A 17603-nucleotide genomic window follows, 5' to 3' on the forward strand; every position below is an offset into this window, starting at 1 on the left:
GTTATCGATAAGATCGAAGGGGTTATTGATGGTGAATAATTGCCGTTTTACTATAACCACTCTTTGTTTTGGTGACTTCGATACGTGCCGGCAATGCCTGCTTGAGCTCTTCTACATGGGAGATCACACCGATCATACGTCCAGAAGCTTGTAGCTCGATGAGAACATCGATTGCCTGCAGAAGGGATTCCTCATCAAGCGCTCCAAATCCCTCATCGATAAAGAGGGTGTCGATAGAGACGCCACCTTTGTGGGATTGAATCACATCTGCCATGCCGAGTGAGAGACTGAGCGAAGCTTTAAATTTCTCTCCGCCGGATAGGGTCTTAACATCGCGATTTTCTCCGGTATAAGCATCATAAATATTGAGATCAAGCCCACTTTGAACATTGCGCGCAGCAATATCTTCGGAACGAATAAATTGAAATTGACCATGACTCATCTGATAGAGTCGGAAATTTGCCGCATGAATAATCATTTCAAAATATTCGATGAGAATAAAGCGCTCGAGCGAGATTCGGCTACTATTTTGTCCGCGCACAAGATCATAAACTTCAACTGTTTTTTCATGACGCGCACGTGCCGCCTCTAAAGCGCTACTGATTTCATTAATCCCGGCAATCGTCTGCTTTATCTGTGTTATAAGTTGTTGATTTATGTGGAGTCTGCTCTGTAATTTTGCAAGCTTCTCTTTATTGCTATTGACTTTTTGCTCAAGCTCGGAGAGCTCGATCGGTGCTTTTCCGGCAAGAGTAAGAGAGAGGGCATTGACCTTCTCATTGGCGATGAGATAGTGTCGTTCAAACTCGACCACCTTGTCACGATTTTCAGCGAGATGGGGGATCTGCTGTTGCGCTGCAATAAATTGAGCTTCATCAGCCTCTTCAGTACCATCATTACTCTTTTTGATAAAAGAGGCTTGGATAAGTGCCTGAGTAAAATCCTCTTCTGCCTTTTTTGAGTCTTGAGAGAGCTTCTTTTTTTGTATCTGATGTTGCTCTAGCTTCTGAAAGAGAAGCGCTCGCTCTTTTTCTGCTTCTTGTAATCTTTTTTCTGCTAATTTGAGTTGCGCTTTGAGCGTTGTTAAAGCGCTTTTTTGCTGATCGAGATAAGTTCGATAGGCTTGAGGATCACGCAGCTCCTCAGGGATATTTTGGAGTATCGATTTGAGCGCGCTCTCCATCTCTGTAAGGTAGTTTCTCTTCTCTTGATAAGATTCCCTTACTTGGTCGAGTTCTCTTTGATGTTGCATTAAAGCGGTTTCAATCGCTTCAAGCTCGGGGCGTAACGTTCGTAATAGCTGTAATGATTTTTGGCTATTATCAAAGGCAGATTGTACTTTTTGCCGATTAGAGGCAAGTGATGAAACCATCATTTCGTAGGTTGAGATCTGTAGGGCTAGAGGCGCTATCTCATCACGCTCTTGTTGGCTGAAAGTGGTCATTTTCTGCCACGACTCTTCAAGATCTTGGGAAACTTGTTGAGCTCTCTCTTCTATCTCTTTCTCTCTATTGAGTAGTTGATCATATTGTCGCTGAGCAGCGATCAGATTCTGATTGGCCATCTCAAACTGATGTTGTGGATTGATGGAATCTTCATCTGCTATATGAGCATCTTCTCCATCGATTTTATTGGGATGCTGGAGGCTGCCACAAACAGGGCAAGGTTTGCCATCTTCAAGCGTATGGGCAAGCGTTAAAGCTTGTTGCTGATAAAATTTTGTAGCTGCATCTTTCTGCTCTTTTTGCGCATTTTCAAGCGCAGTGGTTCTTCTTGTTTTCTCTTCTTCGAGTGATAAGAGCGTTGCTTGCTCGCGCTTCTGCTTCTCAAGCAGTGTTGAGAAATGCTCAAAGTCGCGATGGAGTCGTTGATATTGCGCTATAGGATCGCTATTGCTTTCAGCATTTTTTATTCTCTGCTGGCAATCACTCTTTTTCGTCTGCTCTTCGCGAATGATATCGCTTAAACGGTTGATCTCTTGTTGAATCTGAGTGATCTGCTCTCGGCTTTGAGAGATAGTGGTCTGATATTGGGCTAGCGTCTCAATCTCTCTTTCTCGACTCTCAAGGAGGGTCACCTCCTCACTCAGCGCCGTGATAAGATCCTCTTCCTTCTGTGCAAGTTGATGTTGTTCTAGCGCATTTTGATACTCTATTTCCGCCTCTTTGAAGCGCTCTTGCGCTACTGCTAACGCCTTTTGCGCTTCAGTGTACTCTCGACGTAACCGAAAGGCATCATTGGCAAATTTTTCCATCGACAATGCCTTTTCCGCAAGAGCGACGGAATGCTTTAAGCTGTCAACCGCTAATTGTTGTGCGCTAAGGGCTTGAAGATTTTTTTCTGCATCCTCTAACTCTTGGAATTTTGCATTGAGTGCTCGGCTCTCTATAAGTCGTTCCTGCTCTGCTTCGATGATGATTTCTTGTTGCGTGATCTCTTTGCAAATTGTGCGCTCTTCTGCTTGATAAAATGCCACTTCTACAGCTAAACCTTCAAGCGCTTGAAAGCTATTGATCTGAATTTCACTCTTCTCTTGAAAATGCTCGAAGAAAGGGGATTCCCGCGGTGGTAGTTGTCGATAGATCGATTGGATCAAGGCGTTATAACCAGATTGAATCTCTCTGACCTTCTCTTTAGAGTGATCGGCGCTCATTTTGAGATTCTCTACAACGGTTTGATAACGTTCAGTATTGAAGACAGTGCGTAAAATCGCCTCTTTATCAGTGGTCTTAGAGGTTAGAAAACGCTGATACTCCCCTTGTGGAAGCATGACAAGCTGATTGAATTGATCTCGATTGAGCCCTAATAGCTCCTCAATTTTAGGGTTGACCATATTGGGGATCTGCCGTTCAACAAGTGGGATCTCTGCAAAGAGATCACTTTGAGGTCCATCATGGTTAAGCGCATATAACTCCGCCTTTCCTTGGGTAATCGTCTTGTTACCCGTTTTGCGGTAGGGAAGCTGACGAAAGATGCGATACTCTTTCCCCTTGAGCTCAAAAATAAGCTCAGCAGTCGTCGGCTCATCATCGATCGCAAAGTCACTTCGGAGTGAGAGTGTGGCATCTTGACGATCGAGACCGCTCGCTTCACCAAAGAGTGCATAGGAGATGCCATCAAAGATCGTTGTTTTGCCGGCGCCGGTCTTCCCGGAGATCACAAAGAGATTATGAGGAGCAAGTTTACGAAAATCGATCACTTCCGTTCCATGATAGGGGCCAAATGCGGTAAGGGTTAATTGAATGGGGCGCATGGGATTCTCCTCTACTCTCTCTCTGTCTGTTGGATGGCATCAGCAAAAATCTGTAATGTCTCGGCATCGGGTTCTCTATCGAGCAGGGTACGATAGAAGCCGGTAAAGAGAGAGAGATCATCCTCTCGCTCTCTTTGAGGTGTCTCAAAATGTTTCTTGTGAAACATCGGTGTCTCTATCGGCAATCTCTGAACATGCATCGCATTGGGGAAAACAGTACGAATTTGCGCCATCGGTTGGAGTACCGGCGTCTCATCTAAAAGGGTGACAAAACAGTAATCTTCACTTTGAGGCATCTGGAGAATCTCTTTGAGATATCCTTTCACTTCACGCAACTCCCGACGGGGAGTAAAAGCGACCTTCTCAATGGACAACTCTCCTTTAGCTCCGAGCTCAATCTCCAAGATCACTTTTTGATGGTTGGCTTCTGATTGAGAATATTTTAAGAGGGAACCTGCGTATTGTATGCGTTCATCTTTAATGTAGTGCGCTTGATGGAGATGACCGAGCGCCACATAATCAAAGATCTCAAAGTGCTCGGCAGAGACATATTCACTGCCACCAATGGCGAGCGGACGTTCTGAATCGGAGGTGAGTCTCTCTTTTGAAGAGGAGTGGATCACAAATGCATGAAGAATGAGAATATTACGAACCGTAGGATCATATTGCGCTTCGATTTTGGTGACGATCGCTTTTAAGGCGCTATCGTGATCGGTGATATGCTCATCTTGTAAAATATGGCGTACGAGAGAGGGTTCTAAGTAGGGAATCGGGTAGAAATGGACTTCTCCCCATTGGTCCGAGAGAATGATCGGTTTAAAAGTGGGATCGAGCTCTGTGATTAAAAAGCAGGATTGACTTTGGAGAAACTCATTACCAAATTGGAGGCGCTTAGGGCTATCATGATTGCCGGTAATGGCGATAATAGGAATGTCGGCTTTCAGGGCAATATCATGTAAAAATTGATCGAGCAGTTCGATAGCTTCAACTGGCGGGATGGCGCGATCGTAGAGATCTCCGGCAATGATGATCAGATCGGGGCGCTCTTGCTTAATATAGGTGGTTAACTGCGCTAAAATAGCACGCTGATCCTCGGTCATATAGATTCCATGGATTAGTTTGCCAAGATGCCAATCGGCGGTGTGTAAAATTTTCATGCCGTCTCTATTCCTCTCTCTCTTTTCTCTTTCTCGCAATTGATGCTCTCTCTCTTTTAAAAATATCTTATAAGAATTTGATTATAACGAGCTTAATAAAGAGTCGATATGTTAGAATAATTTTATAAAATGATTATCGATATTGTGATATTGAAATATTGTGATATTGAAATATTGAATATCTATCAATAGGCCTATCAATAGGTCTATCAATAATAACGTTTATCGATAATTTTTCAGTTATCGCTGTTAGGGTAACAATGGGATCGCGCCTCTATTGACGCTCTAAGGCAATGACTCAAGCTTAGCATATTTGTGGGAAGGAGTTCGCTATGACAACACGGCCGGATCAAGTCTATCAGCAGAATCAGAGTGGTAGAATTACATTAACCTTTTTTTTCATCTTTAATCTCTTTGCGTTAATCACCTATATTATCGGTTTTACGCTTCTCAATAAGTTGGTAGCCGATGGTAATAATGCGGCTATGGAGTTGAGTAAGATCGTTCCCTTTTCAACAATCACCTTCTCCGCTATTTTACCGCTTGGGTTGATTTTAGGCTTCTGGATGAGTGGTTTTGCGAAGCAAGATTTAGGGGGGCTCTTCCGCTTAACGGCCTTGAAACGAGGATTTATCTTAAGTTTCTTCTATCTCTTGGTGATTGTCGGCATTATCTTCTTTATCGATGAGCCCATTGCGCAGATGTTAGGTATTAGCTCTTTCTCCTACCGGATCTTCATCATTGTTCCTATCGGTGCTGTTTTAGGGGCGATCTTTGCTTATATCTGTGCTGCTATTGCGATTAAATTCTCAAAAGTGGCAAAAGCATATGATGAGAATCCTAATCGTAAGCCAGGGCGTATTGAAGAACCTAACTAGTTGTTAGACGTTATGAGAATCGATCAGGAGATCTGATTTTGTAATGTTCAAAGAAGAGAGTGAAATGCTCACCTTATTGTAAGGTGGGCATTTTTTATCGTTGTTTTAGCGCTATCTTGAGGCTATTGGATAGCTGCTTGTTTGTTATTTGTCCGTTATTTGGTTGTTGTTTGCTTGTTGTTTGCTTGTTACCTGATCGTTATTTGATCACTACTTTGTTGGTAGAGAGTCCTTTGTGTGATCTCTTGTAGCGACTTTAGGGGAGAGTTGTGTAAGATATGCGCCGTAGAATTGAAATGATGATTGAATGCTAGAAGGAGTGATATCACAATGAAGAGAATGAAAGATTTACATAAAGAACGCCGTGAAGAGGATGCCGAATCTTGTCGATATACGATTCAACGAGTATCTGAAGAGGAGATCGAAAGTGCCGGAGCATTACTTTATCAGCGATTAGCAGAGATCAATCATGGGGTTGGAAAGGCGCTCTACTCGGCAACGCTTCCGGAGACTCTCCAGTTTTTACGTGAAACATCAATTCTGTTAGGTGCTTATGTTGAAGGTGAGTTAGTTGGAATCCTTGCCGCTGAAGAGGATGCGATAGAACGTATTGCTGTTGATAAGGAGTGGATTCGTCTTGGCATCGGCTCTGCATTGATAAGAGCGGCAGAAGAGCAGGGCGCAAGCTATATCGATATCTATCGAGATAATGAGGGCGCGGTGAAATTTATTGAGGCATTGGGATATGGAATCTATGATCTAACAGAACCTGAGGCGGGAGATCTCTTGGCTGAAGAGCCCTATGCGATGATGCATTTTATGAAGTAGGGAAGATTATTTCAAAGGGTCGGTAGTATGAAAAGAGAGAGCGAGAATATGATGTTCCCGCTCTTTTATTGTCTCTTTTTATTATTTCTCGACCATTACCTAGATAGATTCCATCTCAATCTGTAGCGATCGATCTTAATTACCGGCTCATAATCTCTGCATGACGAAGTGTCTTTTTAAGAAGTTTGATAAAGATATTTCGCTCCTCATCCGATAAGTGTGTGATAAGGGAGTTCTCTAGATCGATATGGGTAGGTGCTACTTTTTCAATCAATGCTTTCCCCTCTTCTGTGAGCGTTACAATAACACCTCTTCGATCTTTAGGATCGGTGGAGCGCTCAATGAGACCTTTGGCTTCTAGGCGAATCATACGATTAGAGAGCCCCCCAGAGGAGACAAAGATCAACTCTTGGATACGACCAGGAGTGAGTTGATGATTCTCTTCTCTAAGGAGAACAGCCAAGATATTGAAGTCCCCAAAATTGATGCGATAGCGTGATAAGTTTTCGTCGATCATCTTATTGATGAAAGAGTCCATTCGTACAATTCGTCCGATAATTTCGGTGCCGGTAAAATCCATCTGTTGAAGTGGGGTTGCTTGCCACTTCTCAATCACTTGATCAACAAGATCAGGAGGGGTGTTATCACTCTCTATAAGAGTACTTTCACACGCTTGTTCTTGGGGCTCTTTGGGCATTATTTCGCTCCTTATGTAACTTTAATCCCGAAAATTTTAGGTGCCGTATTGATCGATCTTCTACTATCGGATGCAATAAATAATCGTTATAGAATATCGTTATAGAATCATGATCTATGATTGATGATCTTTAACGGTAGGGCAATTATAACGTTTTTTCACTTTTTTGGCAGTGGCACTCAAGTGCGATCTCTTATGAGAAGGATATCGTTTTTAGCAAAAATATGGTATCTTTCTACAAAGATTCTTCCGTCAAAGAGATTTGCGGAAGTTTTTTTATGATTAGAGGGGAGTTGAGGGTAGATGTCGATGCAGAAATCAGTTATGGATCAAAATTTAAAGCATGCCAGAAACCAAGGGGAGCGCAGAGCAATCCGTGGGGCGCTATTAACCTTCCATCAAGATCCATTTTTTCATCCGCTAGAGGAATCATATCGCTATGAGTCAGATGCGATTGTGGTGATGGAAGGGGGGATGATTGTTGCGGTTGGTTCAGCAGATCAGTTGCTACCTACATTAGAAAATACTCCGATTACCCACTATCGCGATCACCTTATTTTGCCGGGATTTATCGATAGCCACGTGCATTATCCCCAAACAGAGATTATCGCCTCTTATGGCGAGCAGCTGATCGATTGGCTCAATCAATATACCTTTATCGCTGAACAGAAATTTAAAGATCGAGCTCATGCCGATCAAGTGGCAAAACGCTTTTTGCAAGAACAACATCGCAATGGGGTCACCTCTTCGACGATATTTTGTACCGTTTTCCCAGAATCAGTTGATGCGATTTTTAGTGAGGCTGAACGCTACAATATGCGTATTATGGCTGGAAAGGTCTGTATGGATCGTAATGCGCCCGAAGCTCTCTTAGATACTGCTCAAAGTGCTTATGATGAATCGAAAGCGCTTATTGAAAAGTGGCATGGGCGTGGACGGGCAGAGTATGTTATTACGCCACGATTTGCACCAACATCCACTTTTGAGCAGTTAGAGATGGTCGGCGCATTAGCTGCAGAGTATCCCGATACCTTGATTCAATCCCATATCTCTGAAAATCTCGATGAGATTGAGTGGGTTCGTTCGCTCTTTCCTAAAGTACTCGACTATGCGGATGTTTATGATCAGTATGGTCTATTGCGAGATCGTGCGATCTACGGGCATGGTGTCCATTTAACAGAGCGGGAGCTTGCGATTCTTCATGAGCGTGGTGCGGCTGTAGCACATTGCCCCACCTCCAACTTCTTTTTAGGCAGTGGTGCTTTCAATCTCCAGCACGCCAAAGCAGAGGTGCGTCCTATTAAGGTCGGTTTAGGGACTGATTTAGGTGCGGGGACGAGTTTCTCTATATTGCAGACGATGAATGAGGCCTATAAAGCTGCACAACTCAACGGGGCTCCCTATTCATCACTACATACTTTCTATCTTGCAACCCGCGGGACAGCTGAGGCGCTTCAGCTTGAAGAGAAGATCGGCTCAATTGCTCCAGGAATGGAGGCTGATTTGACAATTTTAGATCTTAAATCAACCCCGATCATCGAATATCGTATGCAATCTGCCTCTTCATTAGAGGAAGCGCTCTTTATTCAGATGATGATGGGGGATGATCGGGCAATTGCTGCCACCTATATTGCAGGAGAACCAGTTTACACTGCCTAACGTCTCTTTGAGGTACTGATGATCTCTCTCCAAAATTGAATCGATACCTCGACGAACAGTGGGCTGTAAAGTGCCGGTAGCCGTAATAAGCTGCCGGCTTTTTTATTCCAGTAAGAAGCAATCCGATAAGAAGTAATATTAAAAAAACAATAATTAGGAGATGATAGAGAGAGAAAAGTGGAGAGGGAAATAGAGATAAAAAAAGTTTGACTATTTTTTGCTCGTTTTTTTTGGGGGTAAGATTGAGATAGAGTATCGAAAACAGAATAGTACTGGCACTCTTTTTAGATCTTGATCACCTTCTATTTAATATCTGTTAAGAGCATTTTTTGATACTGTTTTTGCTCTGTTCTGCCTCTCTCTTTTTTGGCTGCGGAATGATCTTAATATCTCTCCCTATTGCTCACTTTAACCAAAGAGTTAAAGCAAGTAAGAGTAGTAAAGTCGGTGAAAAAATAGGGATAGGAAGTAAAGGCGAGGAAGATTTTTACTCTGCTCAATTTTTAAAAGATAGAGCTTGCAGAGATCTACTCTCTTAGATCATTTTTTGAGAAGGGGAGAGAAGCGCTTTAGTGAAAGAAGAGAAAGATTGGGGAAAATATTTTAGTTGCTTTCTCTGTTTCTCTGCGATATAGCTATTTCTTAAGCGCCTAAGTTTATGTTTCTAATTTTTTGGACTTAGCGTGATTACTTTTTCATATCTCGATCCTGCGATTTGTGCGCCTCTAAGTGTAGAGAGCGCTTTTTTAGAGCGGATCGAGTATGCAACCAATAAAATTTAGGAGTTCTTTTAAATGACTACCCAAAACTGGAGTTTCGATACTCTACAAGTTCATGCCGGCCAAGTGGTTGATGAGACCAAATCGAGAGCCGTTCCAATCTATCAAACCTCAAGTTATGTTTTTGATGATTCGCAACATGCTGCAGATCTCTTCGGGCTTGCAAAGCCGGGTAATATCTATACTCGGATTATGAACCCTACAACAGATGTGCTTGAAAAGCGTGTTGCAGCATTAGAAGGGGGCGTTGGTGCATTAGCAACAAGCTCTGGCATGGCAGCAATTCTCTACGCTGTTTTAAATGTGGCAACCCCTGGTGATGAGATTATCACCTTAAGTACGATCTATGGGGGAACCTATACCCTCTTTAATAATCGCTTACAATCTCAATTTGGAATCAAGGTTCACTTTGTTGAACCGGAAGATTTCGCAGGATTGGAGAGCTTAATTAATGAGAAGACAAAAGCGATCTTCTTTGAGAGTATCGGCAATCCAGATATCAATATTCCCAATATTGAGAAGATTGTTGAGATTGCACAAAAACATCAGATTGTGACGATTGTTGATAATACCTTCGGAACCCCCTATCTGATCAACCTCAAATCCTATGGCATCAATGTGATTGTCCACTCATTGACAAAGTATATTGGTGGCCACGGTACCTCAATTGGTGGTGCAATTGTCGATAATGGTAATTTTAACTTTAAAGATAATCCGCGTTACCCTGGATTTAATACTCCCGATGCCGCTTATCATGGTTTGCAATATGCCGATCTTGGTGAACAGGCCTATATCTTAAAGGCGCGTGTTGAGTTATTGCGAGATACCGGAGCCTGTATTAGCCCCTTTAATGCATTCTTAATTCTTTTAGGTGCTGAGACCTTAAGTCTTCGTGTAGAGCGCATGACTGAATCTGCCCTAAAGATCGCAAAGCATCTTGAAAAACATCCGGCAGTCGCTTGGGTAAAACATCCTGGATTACCTTCGAGTGAGTATTATGAGCGAGCGCAGCGTTATTTCCCGAAAGGTGTCGGTGCTATCTTCACATTTGGTGTAAAAGGGGGGAAAGAGGCGAGCATTAAATTTATCGATAATTTAGAGATCTTCTCTCTTCTTGCCAATGTAGCTGATGCGAAGAGCCTAGTGATTCATCCCGCGGGGACAACTCACTCACAGCTCGATGATGAGGGCTTAAAACTTGCTGGCGTACTGCCTGAGTTAATCCGTCTCTCTATCGGTTTAGAGGATGTTGATGATCTGATTGCAGATATTGATCAAGCATTAGAGAAATCACAGCAAGCATAAGGCTAAATAGGGTATTGATGATCGATGCTTATTCTCTTATCGATAGATTGTTAGAGGCGATACGAGCGTTAAGAGCGACAAGCGGTAGATGATCAATACAAAACCAAAAGAGCTGTTTATCACTATTAAGCAGCTCTTTTCTCATTGGTAAAATAGATTATTGATATGTTGTTTTGAGATGTTATTGAGGTGTTACCCCATCGCTTTAACATTGAGAAATGGAATATGAGGAGGCTAAATGCCGGTTAAAATTCCTAACGCGCTACCTGCTTACCAGGTATTGAAAAATGAAAATATCTTCGTCATGGATGAAGATCGTGCTGTCGCACAAGATATTCGCCCTTTAAAAATTGCAATTTTAAATTTAATGCCGCTCAAAGAGGTGACAGAGACACAGCTTTTGCGGGTATTAGGTAATACACCATTGCAGATCGATCCTGTCTTTATTGCGACAGAGAGCTATCAACCTAAAAATACCGATAAAGCGTATCTAGATACCTTCTATCGTACTTTTGAGGATATTAAAGAGGATGCATTTGATGGCTTTATTATTACGGGTGCTCCGGTGGAGACAATCCCTTTTGAAGAGGTGCAGTATTGGCAAGAGTTAACGGAGATCATGGAGTGGGCGGATAAAAATGTCTTCTCGACACTCTATATCTGCTGGGGCGCACAAGCAGGGCTCTACTACCGTTATGGTGTAGATAAGCATCCCTTAGAGAAGAAGTGCTTCGGCGTTTTTCCTCATGAAGTTACCGCTCAAAATGTGAAGCTCTTAAGAGGATTTGATGATCAATTTTATGCGCCTCATAGTCGCCATACAGAGGTAAGAAGAGAGGAGATTTTAGAGCATGAAGAGTTAATGATCCTAGCGGAGTCGGCAGAAGCAGGGGTTCATATTGTTGCCAATAGAGATCTGCGCCATGTCTATGTTATGGGGCATGGTGAATATGATCATGACACATTAGATCGTGAGTATCGCCGTGATTTAGAGCGGGGTGATAAGATCGATCCGCCTAAAAATTATTATCGTAACAATGATCCATCAGAGGCGCCGCTTGTCACTTGGCGTTCTCATGGTAATCTTCTTTTTGCTAATTGGTTGAACTACTGCGTCTATCAGGAGACACCATTTGATCTGCTTTCGCTTAAAAAGCGTTAAAGAGGGAGTCAGGCCAGTAGAATGAGGTTCGTAGCGTTGGCTAAGAAGAGCTAGGGGATATTCTTTGAGAGTGAGATCCTGAAATTGGAACTCTAAAGTCGAAATCCCAGAATCGAAATTATGAATCATCAATTATCGAGAGAGATAAGAGAGATAAGAGAGATAGCCAGGAAAATGGGTTATCTCTTTTTTTATAAAAAAGCGTAAAAATAGATGCCGATATCGATAGAGGTATTTGATGGAACTATCAATGGGGGATCGATGGGGGGCATCGAGGAGATCATTAATTGAATGGGGTCTATAGATCGGTACTATCATCGACACTATAAAATATTCTATAAAGTAGTGTATTATAACGATCTCTTATTAATAAATTTATGTAAATAAATACCTATAATGGTGAGGTAAAATCAAGATGAAAAGACATCTTATTGCAGTAGGGATCTGGATGGCGCTCTTTCCAGAGGCAGTTGTTGCTTCTGAGGAGAAGTCGTTACAAATTCGTGTTGATCTTAATAATGTTGATGCGATTGGGTCGCTATTTGATGGAGGTGAGCTTCCGGAGCAACCCTTATCTGAGCAATCTCTATCTGAGATAACTACTGTTACTGAGATGGTTTCAGCGCCGAAAGAGTCAGAAAATATCCCCGCTTTAGAATTGCGTTCGCAAGTAGCAGAGAGAGCGCAAGCGCCTGTTGAGATTGTGGAAGAGATAAGCTCTTCAGATCCTCAATTATTGATGGAGGATCTTGATGTATCGGAGGAAGAGATGGTGCTCGTTGCTGAAAATTTTCAGCGATTTACAATGCCAACAGAAGCGATCGATTATAGTGCGCGTGCTAATTACTGGGCAGAAAAAGCCGCTAAGGCAGGGGAGAGTTACCCTTATCAAGCACGGGTCAGTAATAATATCTTAAATCGCTTTCAACAACGTTTTAAAGAGCAGTTTAAGGAATCAGTTGATAGCTCTTCGCTCCTTGTGAATCAGAAAGGCTTGACTCCGAAGGGGGAGGCGCTCTATCAGCTTCTCTTAGCAAGTGAGGAGGAGGGGCTCTTGCCACAACTCTACCATGTTGGGCGTATTCAAAATCTCCTTCAAGCAGACCCCGCTCTCTATCAGGCCGAGATCAATGAGCTTTTGCAGGTAGGGATGTTAGCCTATATCCGCGATATGGTCGTAGGAATGCCTGAATTGAAGAAGCGAGATCCTGATTGGTTACTAGAAGGGCGAAAAGTGGATGCTCCTGAGGTTTTAGTAACATTGATAGAGAGTGATGATCCTGAAGCGATTGCCGCACAGTTACAACCAGCTTATCCTGAATATCATAATTTGAAGCGAGCACTTCGAGCCTTTAAGGCGAAAGAATTTGATCAAGAGCCGGCGCTGATTGCAAAAGGGCCTACTATTAAGCCCGGCATGAGTGGAGAGCGTGTGATTCAGATGCGTGATCGTCTCAATTACCAGGGGTATGATGCAGGCGATGCTAATTATTATGATGCAAAAATGGGAGAAGCGGTTAAAGCATTTCAAAAGACCCATCTTTTAGAGCCTGATGGTGCCGCTGGAGCAAAGACGATTACCGAATTAAATCGCTCTAACCGTGATCGTATCGAGCAGATTCAGATCAATATGGAGCGTTGGCGCTGGATGCCGGCAACAATGGGGAATCACTATGTTGCTGTCGATATCCCCGGTTTTCGTTATGCTGTTATTAAAGAGGGGAAAGAGGTTCTTAATGCGCGAACTGTAGTGGGGCGGGGCGCTCGTAAGACGCCGGTCTTTATGTCGCCGATGAGCTATATTGTCTTTAGTCCCTATTGGCATGTTCCTCGTTCAATGGCTGTCAATGATTTTCTTCCTCGCTTAAAGCAGAACCCTTATGCGCTTAATCGCTCAAAGATTCGAATCTTTCGCAATGGGGTAGAGATTGATCCTGGAACGGTAGATTGGTCACAATATAGTCGTAATAACTTTCCTTTTCAGTTACGGCAAGATCCTGGCGATCACAACTCCTTAGGTCGCGTTAAATTTATGTTCCCGAATGAACATGCAATCTATCTGCACGATACCCCTTCAAAATATCTTTTCGATAAAACATCACGAGATTTTAGCTCAGGGTGTGTGCGGATAGAGAATCCAGAAGAACTTGCTGAGTATTTTTTAGGCGAGGCAGGGTGGGATCAAAAACGGATAAAGTCAGCATTTAAGCGCTCTTCGGAAGCTCATGTCAGTCTAAATAAGGATAAAAAGATACCTGTCTATACTTTATACATGACAACGAGAGTAGAGAATGATAGTATCTCTTTCCGTGCTGACATCTACAGCAAAGACAAAGTGCTCCTAGAGTCACTCAGTAATCTTTCGAAATGATGTTTACACTGTTAGCCAAAGTTCAATTTGATTGTTTAAGAGCTATCTTTCTGTAGCTTAAAAGCCACTTAAAATCGCTTAAAGAATGTTTGAAAGAGATTTTAAGGAGTGATAAAAAAATAAGCAAAAATTAAATTGACACATTGAAAACACAATGTATAATGATGGCTTCTCTGGTGGAGTTCCCGAGTGGTTAAAGGGACTAGACTGTAAATCTGGCGGCTATGCCTTCGTAGGTTCGAATCCTACCTCCACCACCAAATTTTAGCTTCAAAAATGAGTTTCGCGGGTGTAGTTCAATGGTAGAATCTCAGCCTTCCAAGCTGATTGTGTGGGTTCGATTCCCATCACCCGCTCCATTTCTGCTCATATAGCTCAGTTGGTAGAGCGCGTCCTTGGTAAGGACGAGGTCACCAGTTCAATTCCGGTTATGAGCACCATTCCCCTTCCGTGTAATTAATCTAATCAAGAAGAGTGATATTATGTCAAAGGAAACTTTTAGTCGTAATAAGCCGCACGTCAATGTCGGTACAATTGGCCACGTTGACCATGGTAAAACTACATTGACAGCTGCTTTAACAAAAGTAGGTAATGAGTCTGTAGGTGCAAACGTTCGTGCATATGATCAGATCGATAATGCGCCGGAAGAGAGAGAGCGTGGTATCACGATTTCAACTTCACACGTTGAGTATGAGTCTGAAAACCGTCACTATGCACACGTTGACTGCCCAGGGCACGCAGACTATGTTAAAAACATGATCACTGGTGCGGCACAGATGGATGGGGCAATCCTCGTTTGTTCAGCTGCTGATGGTCCGATGCCACAAACACGTGAGCACATCCTTTTATCTCGTCAAGTAGGTGTTCCATATATTCTTGTTTTCTTAAACAAAGCAGATATGGTTGATGATCCTGAGTTGATCGAGTTAGTAGAGATGGAAGTTCGTGAGCTTCTTGATGCATACGATTTCCCAGGTGATGATACACCAGTAATCGTAGGTTCTGCGCTTAAAGCAATCGAAGGGGATGAGTCTGAAATCGGTGTTCCTGCAATTAAAAAACTTCTTGCAGCATTAGATGAGTGGATTCCTGAGCCAGTGCGTGAAATCGATAAGCCATTCCTTATGCCTATCGAAGATGTATTCTCAATTTCAGGTCGTGGTACAGTTGTAACTGGCCGTATCGAGTCTGGTATTGTTAAGACTGGTGAAGAGCTTGAGATTGTAGGAATTCGTCCAACTCAGAAAACAACTTGTACGGGCGTTGAGATGTTCCGTAAGCTTCTTGATCAAGGTCAAGCAGGTGATAACGTTGGTGTTCTTCTTCGTGGTACAAAACGTGAAGATGTTGAGCGTGGTCAAGTATTAGCAAAACCAGGTTCAATTAAGCCGCACACAAAATTTGAAGCAGAAGTATATGTATTATCTAAAGAAGAAGGTGGTCGTCATACTCCATTCTTCAAAGGATACCGCCCACAATTCTACTTCCGTACAACTGACGTAACAGGTGCAGTTGAACTTCCAGAAGGTGTAGAAATGGTAATGCCTGGTGATAACATCAAGATGGTAGTTGAGTTAATCAACCCAATCGCGATGGACGAAGGTTTACGTTTCGCAATCCGTGAAGGTGGACGTACAGTTGGTGCAGGTGTTGTATCTAAAGTTATTGCATAATTACTGCTAGCAGTATTTGGGTCAATAGCTCAATTGGCAGAGCGACGGTCTCCAAAACCGTAGGTTGAGGGTTCGATTCCTTCTTGGCCCGCCAAAATATAAAGCAGTCAGTTTTGTTTCTGACTGCTTTTATTTTATCTAATCAAAATTATCTAGTATAATGCCGGTTTAATGTGCATGAATGAGAAGTAATAAGATGAAAACAAAGAAAAAGCCTGTAAAGGTGAATGAGCAACCCGCAGCTGCAAAGAGAGCCTCACAAACTAAAGGGCAAGAAGTTAAGAGTAGTAAAGGTTTAGTCTGGCTTGCGGTATTAGTGGTATTGGCAGGGATCTTTGTCTATTACTACTTTGAGGGCATTAATATGCTCTACTCTTTTGGTGCGTTAATCGCAGGATTAGTTGTTGGTGCAGGGATCTTTTTTGCCTCTCCGACAGGGAAGAATTTAGTTGTCTTCTTTAAAGAGTCGAGAATGGAGTTGCGCCGAGTAGTATGGCCGACGATGGATGAGACTCGTAAAATGACACTTCTTGTGATTGTTGTCATGGTCGTGACGCTGCTCTTTTTGATGTTTGTTGACTTTATTATTAAGAACATCATCTCATTTATATTGTCATTTTCGTAGGAGAGAAAGATGCATTGGTATGTGATACAAGCTTATTCTGGGTACGAAGGGCAGGTAGTTCGTGCATTACATGAATATATTGCAAGAGAAGGACTTGAATCTAAGTTTGGTGAGATTTTAGTGCCGACTGAAGAAGTAGTAGAAGTTAAAGATGGTAAGCGTCGTAAGAGTGAGCGTAAATTCTTTCCGGGCTATGTTTTGGTTCAAGCGGATATGGATGAAGAAGTTTGGCACTTAGTTAATAGCGTTCCACGAGTGATTGGATTTGTTGGTGGTAAGAGTGATCGTCCAAGTCCTATCTCTGAGCGTGAAGCAAATCAGATCTTAAATCGTATTGCGCAAGCAGAAGAAGGACCTAGATTGAAGGTACTTTACGAAATTGGGGAAGAGGTTCGCGTTATTGATGGTCCATTTAATGAGTTTAATGGTACTGTTACTGAGGTTGATTCAGAGAAGGGACGAATTAAAGTCTCTGTAATGATTTTTGGTCGCGCAACCCCTGTTGATTTAGAATTTAGTCAGGTTGAGAAGTTGTAGTTCAATATCTCATCGCTGAAAAGTGAGTAATCAAGGAGAGTGTTGAAATCAAGGTGTTAATAGTAATTTTAATTTCTTGATTTTAACGCTCTCTTCTGTTTTTTATGGGTGTTTTGAGGTTTGTTTTATTCACCTCTATTTTGAATAAATAGTTGTAGTGCCTGATAAAGAATGGTACAATACCGAGTCTTTTAAAACTTGGGGAGCTGAAAAGCGTTTAACCCATACAATTAGGAGTATCGCCAAATGGCAAAGAAAGTAATGTCTTATATCAACCTGCAAGTAGCAGCAGGTAAAGCGAATCCATCGCCACCAATCGGTCCGGCGTTAGGTCAACATGGTGTGAATATCATGGAATTCTGTAAAGCGTTTAACGCAGCAACACAACAGATGGAACCTGGTATGCCAATTCCAGTTGTGATTACAGTCTATAATGACCGTTCATTCACATTTATCACTAAGACTCCACCAGCAGCATATCTTTTAAAGAAAGCGGCAGGTATCAAATCAGGTAGTCCAAAACCAAATACACAAAAAGTTGGTAAAGTGACTCGTGCGCAATTAGAAGAGATTGCGAAGACTAAAGAGCCAGATTTAACTTCAGCTGACTTAGATGCTGCAGTAAGAATCATTGCAGGAAGTGCACGCTCAATGGGTATCGAAGTGGAGGGTGTGTAAT

General features: G+C 42.5%; 13 protein-coding genes and 4 tRNA genes. 14 read left to right on the plus strand and 3 right to left on the minus strand.

The genetic code is table 11. From position 1 onward, the window contains the following. Nucleotides 1–22: 22 nt before the first annotated feature. Both DC082_RS08625 and DC082_RS08630 read right to left on the minus strand, forming a co-directional pair. Nucleotides 23–3253 (minus strand): AAA family ATPase, encoded by a 3231-nt coding sequence (locus tag DC082_RS08625; RefSeq protein WP_109236623.1) that lies wholly within the window; start codon nt 3251–3253, stop codon nt 23–25. 11 nt (nt 3254–3264) lie between these two features. After that, nucleotides 3265–4410 carry an exonuclease SbcCD subunit D gene (locus tag DC082_RS08630; protein WP_109236624.1) on the minus strand — a complete coding sequence of 382 codons (1146 nt, stop codon included), beginning with the start codon at nt 4408–4410 and terminating at the stop codon, nt 3265–3267. A 332-nt stretch (nt 4411–4742) separates the two neighbouring features. Here DC082_RS08630 and DC082_RS08635 point away from each other — a divergent pair, with 332 nt between their 5' ends. Continuing rightward, nucleotides 4743–5288, plus strand: a complete 546-nt coding sequence (locus tag DC082_RS08635; RefSeq protein ID WP_109236625.1) for a hypothetical protein — start codon at nt 4743–4745, stop codon at nt 5286–5288. Nucleotides 5289–5618: 330 nt separating this feature from the next. Next, nucleotides 5619–6116 carry a GNAT family N-acetyltransferase gene (locus DC082_RS08640; RefSeq protein WP_109236626.1) on the plus strand — a complete coding sequence of 166 codons (498 nt, stop codon included), beginning with the start codon at nt 5619–5621 and terminating at the stop codon, nt 6114–6116. 139 nt (nt 6117–6255) lie between these two features. On the opposite strand, the gene DC082_RS08645 is transcribed toward DC082_RS08640, so the two are convergent. Next, nucleotides 6256–6813, minus strand: a complete 558-nt coding sequence (locus DC082_RS08645; protein ID WP_109236627.1) for a MarR family winged helix-turn-helix transcriptional regulator — start codon at nt 6811–6813, stop codon at nt 6256–6258. A 309-nt stretch (nt 6814–7122) separates the two neighbouring features. On the opposite strand from DC082_RS08645, the gene guaD reads away from it, so the two are divergent. The 12 genes from guaD to rplK all read left to right on the plus strand — a co-directional run bounded on the left by guaD (nt 7123) and on the right by rplK (nt 17602). Continuing rightward, nucleotides 7123–8472 carry a guanine deaminase gene (guaD, locus tag DC082_RS08650; protein WP_229821703.1) on the plus strand — a complete coding sequence of 450 codons (1350 nt, stop codon included), beginning with the start codon at nt 7123–7125 and terminating at the stop codon, nt 8470–8472. Nucleotides 8473–9266: 794 nt separating this feature from the next. Next, complete coding sequence (locus tag DC082_RS08660) at nt 9267–10556, plus strand: O-acetylhomoserine aminocarboxypropyltransferase/cysteine synthase family protein (RefSeq protein ID WP_109236629.1); 1290 nt, start codon at nt 9267–9269, stop codon at nt 10554–10556. 238 nt (nt 10557–10794) lie between these two features. Next, on the plus strand, nt 10795–11718 hold the full coding sequence (metA, locus tag DC082_RS08665; RefSeq protein ID WP_109236630.1) for a homoserine O-acetyltransferase MetA: 924 nt from the start codon (nt 10795–10797) through the stop codon (nt 11716–11718). A 415-nt stretch (nt 11719–12133) separates the two neighbouring features. After that, nucleotides 12134–14089 (plus strand): L,D-transpeptidase family protein, encoded by a 1956-nt coding sequence (locus DC082_RS08670; protein WP_109236631.1) that lies wholly within the window; start codon nt 12134–12136, stop codon nt 14087–14089. Between the two features lie 175 nt (nt 14090–14264). Next, nucleotides 14265–14349 (plus strand) — tRNA-Tyr (locus DC082_RS08675). Between the two features lie 25 nt (nt 14350–14374). Then, nucleotides 14375–14448, plus strand: a tRNA-Gly gene (locus tag DC082_RS08680). Nucleotides 14449–14453: 5 nt separating this feature from the next. After that, nucleotides 14454–14529, plus strand: a tRNA-Thr gene (locus DC082_RS08685). A gap of 42 nt (nt 14530–14571) precedes the next feature. After that, nucleotides 14572–15762 (plus strand): elongation factor Tu, encoded by a 1191-nt coding sequence (gene tuf / locus DC082_RS08690; RefSeq protein WP_109202071.1) that lies wholly within the window; start codon nt 14572–14574, stop codon nt 15760–15762. An 18-nt stretch (nt 15763–15780) separates the two neighbouring features. Further along, nucleotides 15781–15856, plus strand: a tRNA-Trp gene (locus DC082_RS08695). A 102-nt stretch (nt 15857–15958) separates the two neighbouring features. Then, the gene (gene secE / locus DC082_RS08700; RefSeq protein WP_109236632.1) at nt 15959–16387 is read left to right on the plus strand and encodes a preprotein translocase subunit SecE; all 429 of its coding nucleotides are present in this window, start codon (nt 15959–15961) and stop codon (nt 16385–16387) included. A 9-nt stretch (nt 16388–16396) separates the two neighbouring features. Continuing rightward, entirely contained in the window at nt 16397–16924 is a 528-nt protein-coding gene (gene nusG, locus DC082_RS08705) for a transcription termination/antitermination protein NusG (protein ID WP_109236633.1), read from the plus strand. A 246-nt stretch (nt 16925–17170) separates the two neighbouring features. Next, nucleotides 17171–17602 carry a 50S ribosomal protein L11 gene (gene rplK, locus DC082_RS08710; RefSeq protein ID WP_094567438.1) on the plus strand — a complete coding sequence of 144 codons (432 nt, stop codon included), beginning with the start codon at nt 17171–17173 and terminating at the stop codon, nt 17600–17602. The last annotated feature ends 1 nt before the right edge of the window (nt 17603 follow it).

Origin of the sequence: Ignatzschineria indica (genome assembly GCF_003121925.1) — a bacterium.
In the GTDB taxonomy this organism is placed as follows: domain Bacteria; phylum Pseudomonadota; class Gammaproteobacteria; order Cardiobacteriales; family Wohlfahrtiimonadaceae; genus Ignatzschineria; species Ignatzschineria indica.

Coding starts and splice junctions, on each gene's coding strand:
- secE (WP_109236632.1), top strand. CDS start 15,959: ATGAAAACAAAGAAAAAGCCTGTAAAGGTGAATGAGCAACCCGCAGCT.
- nusG (WP_109236633.1), top strand. CDS start 16,397: ATGCATTGGTATGTGATACAAGCTTATTCTGGGTACGAAGGGCAGGTA.
- DC082_RS08625 (WP_109236623.1), bottom strand. CDS start 3,253: ATGCGCCCCATTCAATTAACCCTTACCGCATTTGGCCCCTATCATGGA.
- DC082_RS08630 (WP_109236624.1), bottom strand. CDS start 4,410: ATGAAAATTTTACACACCGCCGATTGGCATCTTGGCAAACTAATCCAT.
- DC082_RS08640 (WP_109236626.1), top strand. CDS start 5,619: ATGAAGAGAATGAAAGATTTACATAAAGAACGCCGTGAAGAGGATGCC.
- DC082_RS08670 (WP_109236631.1), top strand. CDS start 12,134: ATGAAAAGACATCTTATTGCAGTAGGGATCTGGATGGCGCTCTTTCCA.
- guaD (WP_229821703.1), top strand. CDS start 7,123: ATGCAGAAATCAGTTATGGATCAAAATTTAAAGCATGCCAGAAACCAA.
- DC082_RS08645 (WP_109236627.1), bottom strand. CDS start 6,813: ATGCCCAAAGAGCCCCAAGAACAAGCGTGTGAAAGTACTCTTATAGAG.
- DC082_RS08660 (WP_109236629.1), top strand. CDS start 9,267: ATGACTACCCAAAACTGGAGTTTCGATACTCTACAAGTTCATGCCGGC.
- tuf (WP_109202071.1), top strand. CDS start 14,572: ATGTCAAAGGAAACTTTTAGTCGTAATAAGCCGCACGTCAATGTCGGT.
- DC082_RS08635 (WP_109236625.1), top strand. CDS start 4,743: ATGACAACACGGCCGGATCAAGTCTATCAGCAGAATCAGAGTGGTAGA.
- rplK (WP_094567438.1), top strand. CDS start 17,171: ATGGCAAAGAAAGTAATGTCTTATATCAACCTGCAAGTAGCAGCAGGT.
- metA (WP_109236630.1), top strand. CDS start 10,795: ATGCCGGTTAAAATTCCTAACGCGCTACCTGCTTACCAGGTATTGAAA.